Below are 19438 nucleotides of genomic sequence, written 5' to 3' on the forward strand. Positions count from 1 at the left end.
TCTGAAATTTAAAGGTGCATGGTATTGAATACTGTTTTGGTAGCGATCGACAATTCAGAGTTAGCGACTCAGGTATTGCAAGTTGTAGGACAATTTCAGCTAGAACCGACGGCAAAGGTGATTCTAGTTCATGTTGTCAGTTCTGGTAGGTCGGATTTTGACGCGGTTGTCGATCGACCTCACGCTCAGGGAGATGAGATTGCTTACCGAGAGGTGGAGAAGTTACTGCAATCTTATCAGGAAAAGTTGCCTTGCCAGAGCGAATTGGAGATTGTTTCGGGACAACCTGCCGAAGAAATTGTGCGTTTGGCTCATATTTATAAGGCCGATTTAATTGCGATAGGCTGTCGGGGTTTGACGGGTTTAAAGCGGATTTTGGAGGGTTCGGTGAGTGCGGAGGTTGTGGCTGAGGCTCCTTGTTCGGTGTTAGTGGTGCGGGCGAAGTAAGTAGGCTGGTAAATGCGATCGACTATTGCATTCACATAAACCAAGACATAGCCTTTCTCAGAAAGATGAGGTACTATCCGGCATAGGGCATAGGGCATAGGGCATAGGGCATAGGGCATAGGGCATAGGGCATACCTCACTTTTTTGAGAAAGGCTATAGCTATTAATATCATTTGTTAGTTGAATGCAAAAATTAACGAATTATCAAATATATGCTATTTTGTCAATTTACCGACCAACGGAAAAATAAAAAACTTCCCGTAAGCGATCGCTTTTAACCGCAGATTAACGGGGCTACAAAAAGGGCGATTCACGATCGGGATAGCTCCGCTTCAGGCTCCTTTGAGGAATTGATATTATGATAGACAAAGAACCAATGGCTAAGCATTATCATCTATGCCTCCAACTGCGAATTGTCTAAAAATTCCTCTGCGCGGTGTTCTGGTTGTTCCATTTGTTCTACAAATCTTTACAGCAGTGAGCATAACAGGCTGGCTTTCCTTACGCAATGGACAAAAAGCGGTTAACGATGTGGCGGCTCAACTTCGTCAGGAACTAATAGCACGCATTGAAGGAGAACTCAAGCAATATATCAACAAACCTCATGATATCAATCGTGTGAATTCAGTCGCTTTTGCACAGGGCCACATGGACATGGTGAATGGCCGCAACGCTAAGCAACTTTTAACCCAAGTGCAAATATCCCCTTTTGTTTTTTCATCCTATTGTGGCGATGCTCAAGGATATTATCTTGGTGCGACTCGTCGAGGGTCAAAAATCGCGATGACTGCGAGTAATAAAGAAACAAACTATCATTTTTCTTTTTATGAAATGGATAATTGGGGCGATCGGCAAAAATTCCTAGAACAGATAAACTCTTCTTACGATCCTCGCCAACGCCCCTGGTATCTTTCTGCTGTGAAAGCAGGGAGGCCTACTTGGAGCAATATTTTTGTGAATATTGTCAACAATGGTAAGCCGGCAATTACTGCCAGCGAACCTGTCTATGACTCAGAAGGTAAACTTGTGGGTGTCTGTGCCACTCTTGTTGTCCTCTCAGAAAATTTAAGGGAATTTCTGGGAAGTTTGTCTATTGGTAAAACAGGTAAGGCTTTTGTGATGGAGCGATCGGGTTCAATGATTTCTAGTTCAACAAAAGAGCCACTAATCAAAGGACAAGGTAAAGCTCAGAAGATGATTGACGCCGTGGAAAGTAGCGAACCATTTGTGCGGGAGACAGCTAAATATTTGCAGAAATATTTTGGTAACTTTGACCAAATTCATAAATCAGAACAGTTAGAATTCACCCTCAACAGTGAACGGCAGTTTGTTCAGTTGCTACCGCTGAATGATGGTAGAGGCATGGATTGGCTAATTGTAGTCGTCGTGCCTGAATCGGATTTTATGGAGCAAATAAATTATAATAGAAATACGACGATTATCCTTTGTCTGTTATCACTGGTAATCGCAACAGGATTAGCAATTATCACTTCACAATGGATAGCTAAACCTATTCGGCAATTGAGTCAAGCCAGTCAGGCGATCGCCAGTGGAAATTTCGAGCAAAATGCTCCCGACACTCTCGTAGAGGAATTGGTAACTTTATCAGTATCTTTTAATCAAATGAGTCACGAATTAAAGAACTCTTACCACACCCTTGAACAAAAAGTAGAAGAACGCACTCAAGAACTACGGGAAACTCAAGCCCAACTCATCCAAAGTGAGAAAATGTCATCTCTGGGGCAACTGGTAGCCGGGATTGCCCATGAAGTGAATAATCCCGCGAATTTTATTCACGGTAATTTATCTCATCTTAGCCAATATACCCAAGATTTACTAGAGCTAGTACAGCTTTATCAAAAGTATTATCCCCAGCCGGTATCGGAGATTCAAGCCAAGTCGGAAGATATTGAAATCGAATTTTTGAGCGAAGACTTATCAAAAATGCTCAAGTCTATGAAAGTAGGTTCTGAACGTATCCGCGATATTGTTAAATCTCTACGGAATTTTTCTCGATTGGACGAAGCAGATTTCAAAGCTGTCGATATCCATGAAGGCATTGAAAGCACCCTGATGATTCTGCAAAATCGTCTCAAGCCCAGACACACACATCCAGAGATTGAAGTGATCAAAGAGTACGGTACTCTGCCGCAGATCGAATGTTATGCAGGACAACTTAACCAGGTATTTATGAATATTCTGACAAATGCTCTGGATGCTTTAGATGAGCGAGATCGGGGGGAGAAAAAGACAATTCGGATTAGTACGAGTCTGTATAACTCAAAATTGGTCAGAATTTGTATTGCTGATAATGGGTGTGGCATCACAGAGGAAGTCAAAAAACGGCTATTTGACCCATTTTTTACAACCAAGCCCGTAGGAAAAGGTACGGGAATGGGGATGTCTATTAGTTATCAAATTGTGAGCAAAAAGCATAAAGGGAAACTTTGGTGTACATCAGAACCCGGAGAAAGAACAGAGTTTTGGATCGAAATTCCCCTAAATCAAAGTGTTATTTAGTTGAGGATATTCGCGAACTGTGGCATTATCTTGCCGAACCCCATGAATCGGGTCTATCGATTTTAGATTTTAGATTTTAGATTTTAGATTGAAGCATGGACCCCACGGATAAATTCGGGGGCAAGTTTATCGGATAAGCTGTCGCGCATTTAAATTGTAGGTTCAGGGCGGGCGGGACGCTAGGGCCCCTACTCCCCACAATAGTTTGATTATTTTTTGACATACAATTTAAATGCCGCAACAGCTTACAGGTTTTTTATTTCTCCACGGATGAATCCGGGGGCTTGTATCCTCGATGCTTTCGGTTACTTCAAAGCTGTGGAACCTTCAATTTTGATTTTTGATGGCCCGTTTCCCGATATCACCGAACCGCGCGAGATGAGCGGGAAAACCGCATAACCGCTGCAATCTGTAGAGTAGATATTAACCCTATTGCTGCAATCCCTTACTGTGCAAATTCTGCTCGATGTGGTGCATTTCCTTCATATCCTCACCAGCAACTATCCCGTAAATTTCCGTGTAGATTTTCCCGTATTTAACCTTCTCTAAAGCCGACAGGATTATCAAGTCCTTGCGATCGATTTCTGGTTTCAGGGTGACAAGAATGGATTCCAAAGTCCCATCCATTCGGCAGTCACTGGAATATTTAGCCACCTCCTTTCCCCGCCCCAGTAAGGTATGGCGCTGTAAGCAAAGCGGAGTCGATCCATTAACTCGGAAATTGGCATCAATGGCATACAACTCTCCCTCCGAGTCTTCCAGCACGTCGAAGCCAATAACGCCGAAATAACCCTGTTGGTGAGCATATTTACCAATAGCGGCAATCATCTCAAAAAACCTACTCATGTCGGTTTCGCGGTAGTGAATTAGTCCGCCTAAATAGCTGCCCTCTGGAGTGACAAGTTGGCCGGTAGTGCCGATAAGCGTGATATTTCCCGTTTTGCTTACATAGAACTGCACGCAATAGTTCTGGACTTCATTCTTGACGAATTCCGAGACAATAATCGTATCCAGCAACTTAATATCGAGATATTTCCTCACTTCCTGCAAGCAGTAGTTCAGATCGCTGGCGCTTTTGATAATATAAGTGCCTTCTCCAGAAAGTCCGTGGGATGTTTTAATCAAGTAGGGGAATTGCTCTGGTAACTGAATGCTTTCGAGATTGACTTCGTGCAGATTGTAGGTTTGGTATTTCGGACATTGCACCCCTAATTCTGCTAGGGTTGCTTTGCTGAGCAAGTGGTAGTGGATGTCGGGATGGACGGCGTGTTTTTCGGGTTTGAGATTGTCGAAGGGAAATAGAGTCAGGAGTTTGTCAAAGCGATCGCTTACGCTGAGATCTTCGAGATAAGTTGAGCAGTCTATCATCTCCATACTGCTGTTGCTGAAGCCAAAATGCTCCCGCCAATAGTCAATCAGCGAGTTTGGCGGCTCATTAATTACAATCCCTGGGATGGCATCGCCTAACACAGCCAGATTTTTCCAAGGTTCCTTCTGGCCAATCTTGTCGAAAGAAGTTTTGGTGGCTTCACTGCTGCCGTCTTGAATAAAGTATTTTTTCCTGTTGGGGTAAGCAGCCCAACTGGCAGTTGCAGGATAATTTAGGATGAACGCATAACATCCATCTGTGATGTCTGGAGCAAACAAATCGGAAAGAGAATTACCCTGAAAGTAAGGAAAGTCGTATGTTGAGTTCATAGAAACATCCAAGTCTAGTTTGAATTGAACTGTTTTTCCGGCCACTAAGTAGCTCGACATAATTAAAAGTAGGGTGGGCAATGCCCGCCCTACAAATTGAAAAAATGTTTATTGATGTCCAGCTAGTTAATACCTAGGAAACAAGATATTAGTTGCGGAATTTTAACTCTCTCCAACTAGAGAGAATGCAACCTCAATAACTTCAACGATGGACGAGTTGTTTTTTCTTAGTGAACACAGCCACCTTGTCCATTCCTTCGGTTCTATAAGCACAAGCCATGTCCGTTGAGTTATGCGCCCAGCCAACCCGCCCTTGAGGGTCAATGAGGATGCACCCAGCTTCTCCTGCTACCTTAGAGGCCAGAGTCTCAATTGCCATCTTCGCTGCTTCGTCTGGGTGCTTGCCGGACGCTAGAATGTCGATCGCCCTCTTAGCTAGAACTACTGGCATAATCGACTCGCCATCGCCTGTGGTCGAGCAACCGCCCTGTTCATTTTCTGCAAACAAGCCTGAGCCGATAATGGCGCTGTCGCCGACGCGACCGGCGGGCTTATTCATAGTGCCGCCTGTTGAGGTACCGGCAACTAAGGTGCCACTACTATCTAAAGCTACACAACCAACGGTATTGGGGCGGTCAATAACTTCTTTTTCCTCCTCCCACTCTTCCTGTTGCTCATCCGCGATTAAGTCTTCTTTTGCAGACATCTCGGCTCCATTTTCTGCTGCAAAATGTTCGGCGTGATCCGCTACTAAGAACATGGGTTTTTTATCCATAATCTTTCGGGCCACTGAGATGGGATGGCGCACGCCTTGAACATTGGCGAGGGCTCCCCAAGCTAATGAACGGCCTTCCATGATCGCTGCGTCTAGCTCTACCTCTCCCTGGTTGTTGAGAACCGATCCAAAGCCTGCGTTAAATGTCTGGTCAGCTTCGAGAACCCGGATAGCTGCCTCAACAGCTTCTGCTGCTGTACCCCCGCTTGTGAGCACTGCCCAACCAGCTTCGGCTGCTGCGGTACAGCCTGCATTGTTGGCTGCAACCTTCTCTTCTGAGATGGTTTTTGCTCCACCATGAACAATAATACTCAGTACCATAAATTTCCTTTGTTTTTATCTTAAGCTCTACTTAAAAATTTATTACATTAATCAATTTTTAAGTAGTTTTTTCTCCCTCATAGTTTTATAGATTAGCGGTGTTTAATTTGGGGTTCTTCTATCTTCAGAGATAATTATTTTTGTCGAGCTTGGTGTTCCTTCAGACCTGGCTATTTACAAATTATTAATAGATATCTGACCAAAGTTATGTCAATAGTGTGAGGCAATTTGGCTTCGAGTTAGTTAGGGAAATTGAAAGATTTAGGGAGTAAAAAGGGGGTAAAATTTAAGGCGATGCACTACACATTAACAGGCAAAATTGGTAAAGGTGAAGAAGGAGACTTTGAGAGACAATAAGTGCGATCGGGCTTCACCTTACTCTGAGCCTTTATACTTACCCGCCAAAAACTCCCGCAGCCGCAACAAACTAGCCGTTTGCCCCAAATTCAGTGGCAGCAGCCACACTCCCTCCAACCGAGACTGCACCCAACCGTCGCCCCCATACCACTGGTGAAAAATCAAAATGATCTCCCGCTCAAAGAATGTAGCGATCGAGCTTTGGGCTTTTATGATTAATCTAAATTGTGTAGCCTGTCTTTGATTTTTGTGCGAGTCCTTAAAGTAGACTGACAGCGTTCCCAGTAAATTTTAGCGACGGCATCGCCCGGATTCTGACGCCAACACTCGGCAAACAGCCGCGCTGCCTCACCAAACTTCCTTTCCGAGTAAATTTCCAAAGCTTCGGCAAACAATTGCAGCGTAGCTAACTTGCCCTGTTTGATTTCGGGCCCATCAGCATCAAACACCTCATAAACTGTTACTAATTCCGATTTTCCCTTAACTTTTACTGTGTCGAGAGTGCGGATTGCGTACTTGGATGGATTTTCTAAACGCGAGTAAGTTTCCTGGGTGATTAACAGCGACACCCCATAATTTTTTGTCAACCCTTCTACGCGAGAGGCTAAATTAACCGCATCGCTGATTACCGTACCATCCATGCGATTTTGTCCGCCTACCGTTCCCAACATCAAAGAACCCGTATTAATGCCAATCCCAATTTGAATCGGCGCATTGCCAGAATTAGCCCGAATTTGATTGTATTCAACGAGGCGATGCAGCATGGCAATTCCCGCGTTCACAGCATTGTCAGCTTCACCGCTAAACAGCGCCATAATCGCATCGCCAATATATTTATCAATAAACCCATTATTTGTATTAATGACGGGTTCCATGCGACTGAGATAAGAATTAATAAACTTGAAATTGTCCTCCGGCGTCATTGTTTCTGAAAGCGTGGTGAAGTCGCGAATATCGGAAAATAGTACCGACATTTCTAACTGCACTTGGTCGCCCAATTCCACATCAATAATACTTGATTTCTCTAAAAACTGGAGGAATTGACTGGGGACGAAGCGCTCGTAAGCTTTGTTAAGTTGAGCCAACCTCGTTTCATTTTCGCGGACTTCGGTGTAAAGCTTAGAATTTTGAATCGAAATAGCAGCCTGTCCAGATAACACTTTTAATAGTTCCACTCTTTCTGGCGTAAAAGCTCCGGCTGTCAGATTATTTTCTAGGTAAACAATACTGACGATTTGAGATTGGTTAATCAGGGGTACACATAAAATTGATTTGGGCTGATTTTTTTGGATGTAGGGGTCGTTAGTAAATTGTCCCTCTCGAACTGCATCATCTAATACCACGCTTTCTTGAGTGCGGGCCACATAATTGACAATTGCGGAGGAAAGTTCTTGACAGGTTTCAACGGAGATTGACTGCAACACGGTAACTTGTTCTGAATTTATTGTCCCTTCAGCTTCAATTAACAGCGTTCCCTGGTATGACAAAATCAGATATCCTCTTTGCGCCCCTGCACTTTCCATCAAAATTTTCATTAAGCTAGACATTAGGTGATCGAGCCTTATTTCACCTGAAATCGCCTGAGAAGCTTTCATAACTGTGGTGATATCTAGATTACTACCCGAACCAGTAGTCGTCACTGTTGCGGTAGTTTTAGTGTTTTTATTTGGCGATTGAATAGGTTTCAATAACTGGGGATATCGCGTTTCTAAATCCCTTACTTTAGCAGTGGCTCCCCATTGAACATAACAATAATACGCCTCAATCATGTAGAGTTGGGCAAATTTTTCTTTGCCCCATTCTAGGTAAAATTTGGCGGCTAGTTCGTTGGCAAGGGCTTCTTCGTTGAGGAATAGATTTTCTTTGGCAAGGGAGATGGCGCGATCGTACATTTCAATGGCCTCAGCTTTATTGCCCAAAACTCGATAGCGTTCTGCCTCAACTAAATACCATTTATGCAGATAATTCATGGGAGCATTTTCCGCCCACTGTTGTAAAGTGGTTTGATGTGTTTGTACCTGAGCGATAATTTCTACTTGCTCAATTTCTAGCTGTGTGGGAAATAGCGCCAAGTGTGTTAGGGCGGCATAGAAAGGGAAAATGGGAAAATAAACACTTCCCGATACTGCCATCAAATACGAATTAACTTGGGTAATGTGGTATATGGCAGCCGAATAATTCCCAAACGAGTAAGCAAGAAGTAGTTTGTTGATGTAGATAAAAGCGAGCGCTGTGAATTCATTGTTATGATAGCGCTTAGGAATAATTACAGTTTCATCGTATGCAGTTCCTATTAAGCAATCCGGTTGACTCACACATTCCGTCAAATTCTGCACCGTCTGCCGCATCATATCCAAATCATCCTGAGCAGAATATTGCTTCACCCGATCTAAGGCAGTGCTGTAATCTGCTAGTTCGGCTCCCCAATTGTCTAGTTCTACCCCACCGAAAAAGTTGGCATAAAAGTAAATAGTTATGTTGTAGCCAGCGTATAGAAAATCGCCCGTTTCCATGCCCGCCGTGTAGCCATCTTTCAGCGTCGGTACCGTTGCCCAGAGAGCTTCTTGGTGATGCTGAATAAAGCAACTAAACACAAACAGAATCATGGACTTTAATTCGGGCACATTGAACCGATCGAGCAATGAAAGTGCCAATTTACCAAAGGCATAACCCGTTTCCCCCTTTCCTAAAAAGGCACACAGAACCATCCCGTGCATGGCATACCCCACCGTCGATGCGGGTGCATTCCCAAAGGAGAGCGATAAACTCACCATCGTGGAGGTAACTAGGGGCAGCAAACCGGGCATTGCTTGAAAAACGGGTGCACCTAACATTCTTAAGAGTTGCATAGCTGCCCGATTCTGTGGATTTGTCATCAAAGGCAAGTCAAGCAGTTGCTCGATCTGTCGGCCCTGAAGTTGGCTAGCCAGGGCTTGCAGCGCTTTACCAATCGTGGCTTTGTCAGGTTCGCTGGGGAGATCGATCCCCAGTAGTCGCAGGGCATCTCTACCCACTGCGATCGCCTCCAACATCTTGCCCTGGGCTGCATGAGTAGCGATTTGAATTTCGTAAATTTTAATTTTGTCTAAAATCGTCTTAGCTTCTTGCAATACCAATGCTGCCATCTGTTCCATACCCTCAAAGTCAGCATTCAAATAGGCAGCTTCGGTAGCAGCAACATAGAGATTCAGGGTCAATTCATACTGAAGAAGCCAGCAGTTGGCTGTTAGTAGCTCAATCCCTGTTTGCAGATAGACCATTGCGGCTGCGTAGGCGGTAGAATTTCTGGCCTTACCTCCCGCTTCTAAGTTGAGTAGGGCTAAGGCTTCTCGTTCGCTTAATTGATTGATTAACTCAATTCCTTGATTTAAATGCCCCACAATATCAAAGAGTTTTTCTTCTCTTTCTATGTCCGAATATTTGTGTAGGAGTAACTGTCCAATTTTGAGATGAGTAGCTTTTTTTTTGTTTTCTGGTATTAGGGAATAAGCTGCTTGCTGGACGCGATCGTGCAGGAACTTATAAATTGGGTTAGCCACAGACTCAGTAGGGTATTGAGCATCTGTCTGAAGGAAGTTATAGCCTTCTTTTATCAGTCTAATAAGTCCTTCTTGCAAGGCTTTCCAGAGTGCTGATGCCGTTTGTTCTGGTAATTGTTCGCTGACTATTGCCAATGTATCTAAATCAAACTGTGCCCCAATGCAAGCCGCCAACTTGAGAACATTCTGAGTTTCTTTCGGCAACTTCTGCAATTGCGCCGCCATAAACTCCACCACATCCGAGGCGTGGGTAAGTCTAGCTTGAGCAATATCGCACTGCCAATGCCCTAGATCCCAGTCAAAGATAATTTGACCATCTTCATACAGCGACTTGAGGAATTGAGTAGAGAAAAAGGGATTACCTTTGGTTTTTTGATAAACCAGTTCTGTCAATGGCCCGGCAAAGGATAAATTACAAATCAGTGTATCTGCTACCAACTGATTGAGATAGGCTAAACTCAACGGTTGCAAGGTAATCGTATTCACTACTGCCCCAGACTTCACAATCTCATCCACAGTCAACATAAACGGATGAGCCGGTGATACCTCATTATCCCGATAAGCACCCAATACTAACAGATGCCCCGTATCTTCCATCAATAGTTGTAATAACTTCAAAGATGCTGAATCTGCCCACTGCAAATCGTCCAGAAACATCACTAAGGGATGTTCTGCTTGGGTAAATACTTGCACAAATTTCTGCATCAGCAGATTGAAGCGATTTTGGGCGGCACTCCCGGACAATTCTAGTGCAGGACTTTGAGCGCCAATGATGTGTTCTAACTCAGGAATCACCTCAATCAGCACTTGCCCACGGGAGCCTACTGCGGTGAGAATCATGGTTTTCCATCTGTGTAACTGAGCGTCACTTTCTGATAATAATTGTCCCATCAATTCGCGAAAAGCTTGCACAAATGCTGAGAAAGGAATATTGCGTTGAAATTGGTCGTATTTGCCTTTGATAAAATAGCCACGCTGTCTGGCGATCGGCTTGTGGACTTCGTTAACTACGGCGGTTTTACCAATCCCAGATAAGCCAGCCACCAGCATCATTTCGGCGCTACCTGTACTCACTCGTTCAAAGGCTGCTAATAGGTCATCAACTTCAGTTTCTCTGCCGTAGAGTTTTTCGGGAATCAGGAAACGGTCTGTAATATCCCGCGTTCCCAAGCCAAACAGCTCAATATTACCCGTTGCTTGTAATAGAACTAGACATCTCTCTAAATCGTGCTTGAGCCCTAATGCCGTTTGATAGCGGTTTTCCGCATTTTTCGCCATCAGTTTGCTGACAATTTGGGAGACGATTAGGGGAATTTCTGGCTTGATTTCGTGCGGGGTAAGTGGCTGTCTAGCAATGTGGCAGTGAACAAGTTCTAAAGGATCTTCAGTCTCGAAAGGTAGTTTTCCTGTCAGCAATTCGTAGAAGGTGATGCCGAGCGAGTAAAAGTCAGTCCGGTAATCGAGAGTGCGATTCATTCTCCCCGTTTGTTCGGGTGAAATATAGGCTAATGTGCCTTCTAAAATGTTGGGGTTTTTCAGGGTTGGCGTTTCTCGGGTTAGCTGAGTGGAAATACCAAAGTCGATAATTTTTAATTGTTTCGTTTCGGCGTTGTAAACAATATTTGAGGGGTTAATATCTTTATGAATGATGTTGGCGCTGTGAATTTTGCCTAATGCTTCCGTGGTGGCGATCGCAATTTGCAGAAACTCCTTTAGGCTAAACTTTCGCTGCTGCATCCAAATTGTCAAGGATTCCCCGCCAAAGTCCTCGACAAACATCACGAGGCTGTTTTGGTATTTTTGCAAGTCATAGACTTGCACAACTCCAGCCTCTTTCAACTCTTGGGTGATGCGGTATTCGGTGCGGTAGCGCACCAATTCTTGAGGTGTGGGGTAGCTTTCTTTGAGCAGTTTGAGGATAATTGGCCCTTTATCTGCTTCCCGAATCGCCCGGTAAACCAGAGAGTTGACACTTTCGTAAAGCAGCGTCTGGACAGCAACGCCTGGAATAGAGAGCATATTGATTTTTATGGTAAAAATTAAAGCTAACTCAAAACGCACTAGCTTTGTGTATACAATAGCGCGTTTGAAAGGAAAAAAAAATCTTTTTGTAACAAATGTTTAGTTTGTCCGGTAGCAGCCTGCAAATACTTTGTGGTTGCCCCGATCGCGATCGCCTAATTTGTAGGATGCCTCAACAGTCGATCGCACTTTTGCTTTCATTTTCAGCCCACATTACGCAGCCTGGAGTATCACACAGCATAATTACGCATAAAACTCTATTTTTAAAATAATAAATTATAGCTTTAAAAAGTTTTTTATCAGTCAATGTACGGTAGAAAACTATAAATTATAGCTTTATTGCTGGCTAAAAATAAGTAAAAACCGATCGTGACAGTTGAGGGTGCAGAATTTAGGTTTCAGGTAAAGCAACCGCCCTGATGGTGACGACGTTCTTAATAGCTAAGCCTGGGTCGCAGTTGACCGCACTTAGCAGCCAATACCTTAAAATTATAATTGTCAGATACGTGCTCTGCCAGCTAAAAGCTAATGAAACTAGCCTTATTTTCTATACATGGTGCTGCAATGCTAGCGCTCGCAGCCACTATTTTGAGTACAGCGGTGGTACAAGCACAACCCATTGTTCCTGCAGCCGATCGCACTGGCACTACTGTCACGCCTAGCGGCGATCGCTTGAATATTACAGGCGGCCAAACTTCTAGAGATGGAGCGAATCTTTTCCACAGTTTTCAACAGTTTGGGCTTAGCGAAGGGCAGATTGCTAATTTTATCTCTAATCACGCTATTCGCAACATTCTGGGTCGGGTAGTAGGCGGCAATCCTTCTATTATTAATGGTTTGATTCAAGTAAGTGGCGGCAATTCCAACCTGTTTTTAATAAATCCTTCGGGCATTATCTTTGGCCCTAATGCTAGCTTGAATCTTCCGGCAGCCTTTACAGCTACTACTGCTACTAACATCGGTTTTGATTCCGGTTTATTCAATGTGGCTGGAGCGAATGATTACAGTAAGCTGATAGGAACTCCGAACACTTTTTACTTTAATCTCAGCCAACCGGGAAGTATCCTCAATGCAGGTAATTTAGCTGTTATGCCGGGAAAAAGTATAACTTTAATCGGCGGTACTGTCGTCAGCACTGGTTCTCTCCATGCTCCCCAAGGTAATATTATTGTCGCTGCTGTCCCCGGTAAGAATGCTATTCGGCTTAGTCAAGAAGGACATTTATTAAGTTTAGAAATTGGGGTTGTTGGCGGGGAATTGTTGGCACAGAATGGGCAATTATCTCTGCCTTTGTCTCTTCCGCAATTGCTTGCGGGCCCAGGTGGGAACTCTGCTACTGGCGTCTCCGTTAACGGTGCAGGAGAAGTGGTTTTGACGGCGGGTTTGAGGGTGGAAAGCGGGGATGTGGCGATCGCTAGTTCTACTGTTAATAGTCAGAATGGTACACTCTCGGCTGCACGTAATCTCACTTTGGTAGAAAGCCAGCTACTTACGGAGAACAATTTGTTTCTGTTGGCAGGAGATACGGTGCGGGTGCGGGATGGCAGTTATCCTTTCAGGGCGATCGCAGGTGGCAATCTTACTATACAAGGTCATCAAAATATTGATATCTTCGCGCTAAATTACCCTAGCCCTGCATTCCAATCCGCAGGGGATATCACATTATTGAGCAATGGCACTGTTTCGGGTGATGCTCACTTCGCTGCGCGTGGTAATTTTTCTATTCTCACATTGTCTGGCAACGGCGGCAGTTTTCTGAGTTTGTACGACCCGATTATTAGCTCGGATGGAGATGTGAGATTTGGGGATTATACTGGAACCTCACTTAAGGTAGAAGCAAAAGGCGCGATCGCGGCGGGAGATATTACCATCAATGGGCCAGATACTACTTTGTCAGGTTCCGCCGATCCAGATGCGGCGGTGCTTTCAGGTAGTGCAGCTTTAATTTTGCGATCGGGGGTTTCGACTCTGGCGAATGCTGCCAATTTGCCGCCGAATGTCACCGAAGGGGAGACATTTTTTGCTTCACCGGGTGTTGCTTCGGGCAATAGCATCGGAGTGGGAGCGATTTCGACAGTAGGCGGGCCTGTGATTTTGGAATCAGCAGGGGACATGGCGTTGGATGCGATCGCCTCTTCTGGGGGTAATATTACTCTCAAAGCGGCCAGCGACATCGCCGTTACAGGCACTCTTCAGTCTACTGGCGGCAGTATTGACCTCACGGCTGGCAATCTTCTCACAGTCAGCGGCACTTTTACAGATAGCAGCGGTGTAAATGCGAGCATTTCCAGCGCTAATGGCACGGGTGGCGGCGCGATTACTCTTCGCCACGCGGGGGGCACTACTACACCTTTTATTGTCGGCGATGCGACAACGAATGGGACGGCGGGAGCCATTACATCAGGTTCGGAGACTATTTCGCCACAATTCCCGGTGCCAGTGCCGCCCAGCACTTACACTCAGGGCAATATTGCGATCAGTTCTTCCGCGCCATCTCCAACACCGGAACCAACACCATCGCCGACACCGGAACCGACACCGGAACCAACGCCGGAACCAACGCCGGAACCGACACCGGAACCAACACCATCTCCAACACCGGAACCAACGCCGGAACCAACGCCGGAACCGACACCGGAACCAACACCATCTCCAACACCGGAACCAACACCATCTCCAACACCGGAACCAACACCGGAACCAACGCCGGAACCAACACCATCTCCAACACCGGAACCTACACCACAACCGACACCACAACCGACACCACAACCGACACCATCTCCAACCCCACTACCAACGCCGGAACCGACACCACAACCGACACCTTCTCCAACCCCACTACCAACGCCGGAACCGACACCATCTCCAACACCTTCTCCAACCCCACTACCAACGCCGGAACCAACACCATCTCCAACACCATCTCCAACACCATCTCCAACACCATCTCCAACACCATCTTCAACACCACCACCAACACCATCTCCAACACCATCACCAACACCATCACCAACACCATCTTCAACACCACCACCAACACCATCCTCAACACCACCACCAACACCATCTTCAACACCACCACCAACACCATCTTCAACACCACCTCCAATATCAGAACAAACACCATCTCCAATATCAGAACAAACACCATCTCCAATATCAGAACAAACACCATCTCCAATATCAGAACAAACGACATTACCGGATATTTCAATTACCAATGCGATCGCTCAATCTGGCAATTTGAATATCATTAATAGAATTGAATCTCTTTTTAACTACAGATCCGATTGGGTAAGCGAAATTGTCCAAACGGCATCGCCTCTAAATATAGTTAGCCGCAGCGATATCACACGGCTAATCGATAGAGGCGATATCCCACAAGCCATTTTCTTTATCGATATCTTCTACAGTGAACAAGTGGGCTCATACATTAATCAGGAAATCAGGCGCGATTTGCAATCTTTTACGGCCATACAGAAAAGAACTAGAATCATCGCCAGCCAAACTGGTAAAAAACCAGCCATTATCTACGCCTTCTCCCGCCCTGAACAATTAGACCTGATCGTAGTCCCCCCTAGCGGCATCCCTATTCATAAAGCCATCCCCGCCGCCCGGCGCGAAACTTTGATGCAAGTCGCAGCCAATTTCAGCTCTGAACTCACTACTTCCAGAAACATCAATACTGAGAGCTATTTGCCAGCATCCCAACAACTTTACCAGTGGATAATTGCGCCCTTGGAAGCTGATTTGAAAGCTCAGGGCATCGATACGCTAGTTTTTAGTATGGATGCAGGGTTGCGATTGCTCCCCTTAGCCGCCCTCCATGACGGTTCTCAATTTCTAGTAGAAAAGTACAGCATCGGACTCATTCCCAGCGTCAACTTAACCGATACTAGCTATGCAAGTGTTAAAAATGCTGAAGTTTTAGCAATGGGAGCCTCACAATTTACTAATAACCCACCCTTGCCAGCAGTGCCTGCAGAACTTAACGCTATTGCCTCCGAATGGAAAGGCGAATCCTTCCTCAACCAAACCTTTACTCTCAACAATCTTAGGTCACAGCGCAAAGACAGACCCTATGGGATTATTCACCTCGCCACTCACGGATACTTTAACCCAGGATCACCGAGCAATTCTTACATTCAGTTATCAGATAGCAGGTTAACACTCGATCGCGTGCGGCAACTAGGGTGGAATCAGCCACCTAAAGTTGAGCTATTGGTGTTGAGCGCTTGCCAAACTGCTGTGGGTGATGATGACACCGAATTAGGTTTTGCGGGGTTAGCTGTGCAAGCGGGGGTGAAGTCAGTTTTGGCGAGTCTTTGGTATGTCAGCGATGAAGGTACTTTAGGGTTAATGGCTGAATTTTACCATCAGTTAAAGGTCGCGCCGATTAAAGCCGAAGCCTTACGGCAAGCTCAAATCGCCATGATCAAAGGTCAAGTTCGCATTAAAAATGGTCGTTTAATTTTGTCAAACTTAAATAAGGAGTTAGAATTACCGCCAGAATTAGCTCAACTGACTAATGAAAATCTCTCCCATCCTTATTATTGGTCTGCCTTCACGATGATTGGGAGTCCTTGGTAATGTCATTGCGAGGAACAAAGCAATCGTAATACCAATTTAATGTGAAGTTGCACATATCTCGATCCCCCTAAATCCCCCTGGTTGTTGGGGGACTTTGATAAGACTCTTATCCCCCCCTTCTTAAGGGGGGCTAGGGGGGATCTGGCCCTAATCGTCAAACAACAGTCTCTGACTGGGTTTGAGCTTAAGTTGACACTAATGGGCTTTTGGAGTGTCCCTACGGGGATAGAACGATAGGCGGGGCTACTTCATAAAGGTGGAATTTGCTGTAAGTTATATTTTAGTGAAATATATAAAGTTTAACAATTAAAGAGGTTGCATAATGATACAGCAAAAATTTGTTTCAATTCTAGTTTTTATTGACTCAAATGTTGAAAATTACCAGAGTTTAATTGGCGGCATTTCCCCAAATGCTGAGGTAATTATCCTAGATGAAACGCGGGATGGCATTGAGCAAATTACCGAAAGGCTAGCAATTGAAAAAAATATAGAAGCAATCCACATCATCTCTCACGGTAGTCCAGGTGCAGTACATCTCGGTGTAAATACACTCAACAGCAGCAACATAGAAAGTTTCGCCCCTCAACTCAAACAGTGGCGCAAAGCATTAATTCCCGGTGCCGATATTCTCCTCTACGGGTGTAATGTCGCGGCTGTTAATCAGCCCCGGCGAATAGAATTCGCGGCTATACAAACAAAGTCCGGATGGTGCGCGGACTATGGAATTTCAACCCGCGCAGGCGGGTTTAGTTTGTGTAGTAGCGGTTTTAACCGCCCAGTTGAAAGTGCTACAAAGCCCACAAAACCTAACCAATTCCTCCAACGCCTGAGTGAGTTAACTGGCGCGTCGGTTGCAGCTTCCAAAAAGCTGACGGGAAGTGCTGCAAAAGGCGGCGACTGGGAATTAGAAGTGAGAACCGGAGAAATTAAAACACCGCTAGTATTTGAACCCGAAGTATTAGCAGCTTACGAGTATGTTTTGAATAGTTTTGGTGCTGCGACTAATTTTGGCGCGGGGACAACTCCCTCCGGTATTAATGTAGGGGATTTCAACGTTGATACCTTCCCCGACTTGGTAGTGACAAACCAGAATGACGACAACATTTCCATTTTGTTAGGGAATGGCACAGGGGGTTTTGGCACGGCTACCAACTTTGCCGTAGGTTTAAATCCCGTTTCCGTCACATCGGGACTGTTTAACAATGATAATTTCCCCGACTTGGCAGTAGTAAATGGTAGTAATAGTAATATCTCTATTCTGTTAGGAAATGGCACGGGAGGCTTCGGGGCAGCTAGCAATTTTAGTGTAGGTAACACTCCATTATCAATAGGTGTCGGGAACTTTAACGCCGACACTTTCCTCGATTTAGCAGTGGTAAATGCTGACCCTCAAGGTACTGGTAGCGTCTCAATTTTGTTGGGAACGGGTACAGGAAGCTTTGGCGCTGCCACTAATCTCAATGTTGGTGCGATTCCTGGTTCCGTTGTTGTAGGGAACTTTAACGCTGACAGTTTCCCCGACATAGCGGTTGGCAACAGCTTCTCTAATAATGTCTCAATTCTGTTAGGAAATGGTACGGGCGGATTTAGTGCAGCTACTAATTTTGGGGGTGTGCCAACTCCAAATTCGATCGCAACTGGGGACTTTAACGGAGACAATTTCCTCGACTTAGCCACAGCTAACGGCGGTTCTAACAGTGTGTCAATTCTATTGGGAAATGGCACTGGCGGCTTTGACCCGGCTACTACTGTTAACGCAGGGACAGGGCTGCAACGCATTGTTGCGAATGACTTTAGCGGAGATGGCAGACTTGACTTAGCAGTAACAGGAACCAGTGGCGCTGCAATTTTAGTAGGCAACGGCAGTGGCGGTTTTAGTTCACCCATTAACTTTGCTGCGGGGACAAATCTAGGGTCCATTATTGCCGGCAACTTTAATGCTGACACTCTCCCGGATTTGGCAGGTGCGAACAGCGGTTCAGATAACGTTTCTGTTTTGCTAAATACACCCAATACAGTTAATTTCGGGGCTGCAACTTACAGCGAGACAGAAGGAACAACAGACACAGTAGTTAATATCCCCATCACCATCAGCGGTGGCACACCTTTCAGTGATGTAGTTGTACCAATTGTCATCGACTCCAGCAGCAGTGCCACCGAAAATTCTGACTACACTATTTTACCTACCTCGATTACATTCCCCGCAGGTGCAACAGGTGCCGCACTCACCCAGAATGTTGCAGTTACTATCAAACCTGACAACATAGCTGAAAACGCCGAAACCGCAATTCTCAACTTTGGCACAATTACTGGTGGGGTTGCAGGTACAACGGCTCAAACCACACTAACTATTGCTGCTAACGGTACTGTTTCTTATGCCGTCGCCGCTGGTACTGCCAGCATTCCTGAAGGTAATAGCGGCACAACTCCTCTAACTTTTACGGTGACTCGTAGCGGCGGTGCTGGTGTAGCGAGTAGCGTCAATTATGCGATCGCCGGAACTGCTACCAACGTCAGCGATTACAATAATATCGGCGGCACTTCTGGGGCAACGGCTACGACTGGCACGATCGATTTCGCCACTGGTGAGACATCCAAAACGATTACTCTCGATGTATTAGGCGACAGTGCGATCGAACCTGACGAAACTGTTACCCTCACCTTGTCTAATCCTGTCGCACCAGGTTCAACTCCTACTATTACCGCTGATGCGGCCGCAACAACTGTCACTAATGATGACACCGCAGGTTTCACCCTTAACACTACCACCGCGACTGCGACTGAAGGCGGTGCAACTGGAAGTTACAGTGTTAAGTTAAATACTCAGCCGACTGCACCTGTTACGATTAGCTTTGATACAGGCAGTCAAATTAATCCGATTTCGTCGATAAATTTTGACAGCACTAATTGGAATGTTGCTCAAACTGTTGCGGTTGTTGCTGTTGACGATAATTTAGTTGAAGGAAATCATACAGGTGCGATCGCGCCTACTTCTACCAGTAGCGATGTTAATTATAACGGCATCACAATTTCGACTGTTAGCGTCGCTATTACTGATAACGACACTGCGCCAACTCCGACTCCGACAACAACTCCGACTCCGACAACAACTCCGACTCCGACAACAACTCCGACTCCGACAACAACTCCGACTCCGACAACAACT

The 19438-nt window shown here is 45.4% G+C and carries 9 protein-coding genes; 5 read left to right on the top strand and 4 right to left on the bottom strand.

The genetic code is table 11. From position 1 onward, the window contains the following. Positions 1-18 precede the first annotated feature (18 nt). The 3 genes from QUB10_RS17270 to QUB10_RS17280 all read left to right on the top strand — a co-directional run bounded on the left by QUB10_RS17270 (position 19) and on the right by QUB10_RS17280 (position 3366). A complete protein-coding gene (locus QUB10_RS17270; protein WP_333107034.1) occupies positions 19-447 on the top strand; it encodes a universal stress protein in 429 nt (142 codons plus the stop codon). Positions 448-924: 477 nt separating this feature from the next. After that, positions 925-2967, top strand: coding sequence for an ATP-binding protein (locus tag QUB10_RS17275; protein ID WP_333203942.1), 2043 nt, complete (start codon positions 925-927; stop codon positions 2965-2967). A 216-nt stretch (positions 2968-3183) separates the two neighbouring features. After that, positions 3184-3366, top strand: coding sequence for a hypothetical protein (locus QUB10_RS17280; protein ID WP_333203944.1), 183 nt, complete (start codon positions 3184-3186; stop codon positions 3364-3366). Positions 3367-3396: 30 nt separating this feature from the next. Here QUB10_RS17280 and QUB10_RS17285 read toward each other — a convergent pair whose 3' ends face one another. From QUB10_RS17285 to QUB10_RS17300, 4 genes are all read right to left on the bottom strand, one after another. Then, entirely contained in the window at positions 3397-4725 is a 1329-nt protein-coding gene (locus QUB10_RS17285) for a carbamoylphosphate synthase large subunit (protein WP_333203945.1), read from the bottom strand. 142 nt (positions 4726-4867) lie between these two features. Next, the gene (locus tag QUB10_RS17290) at positions 4868-5761 is read right to left on the bottom strand and encodes an isoaspartyl peptidase/L-asparaginase family protein (RefSeq protein WP_333203947.1); all 894 of its coding nucleotides are present in this window, start codon (positions 5759-5761) and stop codon (positions 4868-4870) included. A 375-nt stretch (positions 5762-6136) separates the two neighbouring features. Beyond that, a complete protein-coding gene (locus QUB10_RS17295; RefSeq protein ID WP_333203961.1) occupies positions 6137-6283 on the bottom strand; it encodes a hypothetical protein in 147 nt (48 codons plus the stop codon). A gap of 50 nt (positions 6284-6333) precedes the next feature. Next, a complete protein-coding gene (locus QUB10_RS17300) occupies positions 6334-11676 on the bottom strand; it encodes an AAA family ATPase (protein WP_333203949.1) in 5343 nt (1780 codons plus the stop codon). 567 nt (positions 11677-12243) lie between these two features. Between QUB10_RS17300 and QUB10_RS17305 the strand changes: the two genes are divergently transcribed. Continuing rightward, positions 12244-16272 (top strand): CHAT domain-containing protein, encoded by a 4029-nt coding sequence (locus QUB10_RS17305; protein WP_445300775.1) that lies wholly within the window; start codon positions 12244-12246, stop codon positions 16270-16272. 322 nt (positions 16273-16594) lie between these two features. Further along, positions 16595-19438, top strand: a 2844-nt coding sequence (locus tag QUB10_RS17310; RefSeq protein WP_333203953.1) for a DUF4347 domain-containing protein, incomplete at its 3' end; no start/stop codon positions are given.

Source organism: Microcoleus sp. B5-D4, assembly GCF_036705145.1.
Taxonomy (GTDB): domain Bacteria; phylum Cyanobacteriota; class Cyanobacteriia; order Cyanobacteriales; family Microcoleaceae; genus Microcoleus.

Bases quoted from the DNA above. Each gene is read 5' to 3' on its own strand.
- QUB10_RS17270 (WP_333107034.1), top strand. From the start codon at position 19: ATGGTATTGAATACTGTTTTGGTAGCGATCGACAATTCAGAGTTAGCG.
- QUB10_RS17285 (WP_333203945.1), bottom strand. From the start codon at position 4,725: ATGTCGAGCTACTTAGTGGCCGGAAAAACAGTTCAATTCAAACTAGAC.
- QUB10_RS17290 (WP_333203947.1), bottom strand. From the start codon at position 5,761: ATGGTACTGAGTATTATTGTTCATGGTGGAGCAAAAACCATCTCAGAA.
- QUB10_RS17300 (WP_333203949.1), bottom strand. From the start codon at position 11,676: ATGCTCTCTATTCCAGGCGTTGCTGTCCAGACGCTGCTTTACGAAAGT.
- QUB10_RS17305 (WP_445300775.1), top strand. From the start codon at position 12,244: ATGCTAGCGCTCGCAGCCACTATTTTGAGTACAGCGGTGGTACAAGCA.